This is a genomic window from Micromonospora sp. AMSO1212t, assembly GCF_008868145.1.
Lineage (GTDB): Bacteria > Actinomycetota > Actinomycetes > Mycobacteriales > Micromonosporaceae > Micromonospora > Micromonospora tulbaghiae.
The window spans coordinates 1-433 of the sequence record NZ_WBKS01000329.1 but is presented as its reverse complement, the minus strand read 5'-3'; the positions used below and the strand labels follow the sequence as shown (position 1 = coordinate 433).

General features: G+C 72.5%; 1 protein-coding gene. It reads left to right on the top strand.

The window, feature by feature from the left end; translation table 11 throughout:
- Positions 1–394: LuxR C-terminal-related transcriptional regulator (locus F8279_RS30030; protein ID WP_151501737.1), on the top strand; the 394-nt coding region annotated here is incomplete at its 5' end.
- Between the last annotated feature and the right edge of the window lie 39 nt (positions 395–433).

Below are 433 nucleotides of genomic sequence, written 5' to 3'. Positions count from 1 at the left end.
CGTGCCGGTCAAGATGATGATCGTGGACGGTGAGATCGCCATGCTGCCGCTGCACCACGACGCCGACGGCTCGCCCGCGTCCATCCTGGTGCACCGCAGCGGGCTGCTGGCCGTGCTGGTCGCGTCGTTCGAGGCCGCGTGGGAGCGGGCGTACCCGCTGCGGCCCGCCCCGGCGCCGGACGAGGTGACCGAGTTGACCAGCGGCGAGCTGGCGGACGAGCACATGCGGGTGCTGGCGCTGCTGCTCTCCGGGCAGACCGACCAGGCCATCGACACGCAGCTGGACATCTCGCTGCGCACGGTGCACCGCCGGATCCGCCAGCTGATGGACGCGGCCGGTGTGGACAGCCGGGTCCAGCTCGGCTGGGCCGCCGCCCGAAACGGCTGGGCCTGACCGCCGGAGCAGGTGGTCCGCAACGTGAAAAAGCCCGGG